The sequence below is a fragment of the Enterococcus diestrammenae genome (assembly GCF_049384045.1).
In the GTDB taxonomy this organism is placed as follows: domain Bacteria; phylum Bacillota; class Bacilli; order Lactobacillales; family Enterococcaceae; genus Enterococcus_C; species Enterococcus_C diestrammenae.
The window spans coordinates 1-1,607 of the sequence record NZ_JBMRGR010000038.1 but is presented as its reverse complement, the minus strand read 5'-3'; the positions used below and the strand labels follow the sequence as shown (position 1 = coordinate 1,607).

General features: G+C 41.6%; 1 protein-coding gene. It reads right to left on the bottom strand.

What is annotated here, in order from left to right; genetic code table 11:
* Positions 1–114: 114 nt before the first annotated feature.
* Positions 115–1,299 carry an IS110 family RNA-guided transposase gene (locus tag ACO03U_RS13690; protein ID WP_204688053.1) on the bottom strand — a complete coding sequence of 395 codons (1,185 nt, stop codon included), beginning with the start codon at positions 1,297–1,299 and terminating at the stop codon, positions 115–117.
* Positions 1,300–1,607 lie beyond the last annotated feature (308 nt).

Here is a 1,607-nt window from a genome sequence, read left to right as displayed (position 1 = left end):
GAGAGACTAACTATTATAAGTCAAGTGATAACTAGTTGAATTGGCAAAAAGAATAATAACAAATTCTAAGAGAATGGATGCATCACAAATAAGCCTGACGAATAGTAAATTTTTTTAAATCTGTACTTTGTAAGGCTCATTTTTTGTCAGGATTGCATGGATTGTGTAGGTAAGTTTTCTAGCTACAGCTCCAACTGCTGTCAAGTGATGCTTGCCCTCTGAACGCTTTTTCTGGTAATACGCACTGAATACTGGATCATTAAATGATGCGACAAACGCAGCTGAGAACAAAGCTTTGCGCAAATAAGGTGAGCCACGTTTACTCATAACATTGTGAGTAGCCTCGTATTCGCCAGATTTAGTTACTGAAGCATCCAAGCCCGCATAAGCCACCAACTTAGCAGCAGTAGAGAAACGGGAAATATCGCCAATCTCACCAAGTATCGCAGCTGCGTTTATAGGACCGATGCCAGGTGCAGTCATGATAACGGAGTCTAATTGATTAATAATGATTTCAATTTCCTTCTCGACCTCGTTGACTTGCTTTTCAAGAAACTTAATCTGCTCAATCATCGACCGAAGCTGAAAGACATAAGCTTCTTGGGCAAAACGAACGCCAAATGATGACGAGGCTGCTTGCTTGATAGATTCGGCCTTATCAGCTCCTAAACGACCACGACTTGCCTTTCTCAAGGCTTGACCAAGCTCGTCGGCAGTGACATTTTCAAATGTTTCTGGAGCACTGTAAGTGAGAAGAACCTCTTTTGAAGCGGCTCCGAAGACTCCGGTACCTTTAAATAGCGTTTCATATTCAGGGAAAATTTGATCCAATACAGCAATGACTTTTCTTTTGAAGTCACTAGTTGTTCCAACCAGATATGTTCGATAGCGCGAAAGATTCTTCAGGGAGATGACATTTTCGTTCATTAAACTGGTATCAGTAAAGTCACCGTATCTAATAAGATCCGCAATTAGCACAGAATCAATCGTATCTGTTTTTCGCTTGCGAATCTCAGTGGCATTACGCCAACCATCTGTTTGAATCGGATTCAAGACATGAGTTAGAAAGTGTCTTTCGTCAAGGTATGAGAAAAGAGCTAACCAGTAGTGGCCCGTAGCTTCCATACCAACGATGAAGTCCTCTGGAGATGCAGAAAATTTATGTAAGGCACCAAACAGCGCCTCAGCCCCGACAGTCGAGTTTGAAAAAGAGAAACCTTTGAGGAGAATCTTACCAGCCTCATCCATAACGGAAGCAGCGTGTGTACGTTTGCCAATATCAATTCCAAGATAAAACATAAGCACACCTTCTTAATCGTATTAGGATTGATTGCCACTCATCTGAAAAGCGTCACTACCTTGTTCGAGATACGGAGTAAGGCACCGAGCCTTCAACATCTAACTCATTCGCAATCTGCCAAACAGAGAGAGGGACCAGTCTCTCGAGTACGAGCTCTTAGCTCAAGGAGTGAACGGCCTGCCTCTCAATCCTTATCTATATTATCTCAGAGCTACTGAGGTAATACCAATTTTAATAACACAGGTTCATAGGGTTATCCTTACAAATCATGAAGACTAAAACCCTAAATACAATATACAAGGAGTAA

Excerpts from the sequence above, each read along its gene's own strand:
- ACO03U_RS13690 (WP_204688053.1), bottom strand. The coding sequence starts at position 1,299 with ATGTTTTATCTTGGAATTGATATTGGCAAACGTACACACGCTGCTTCC.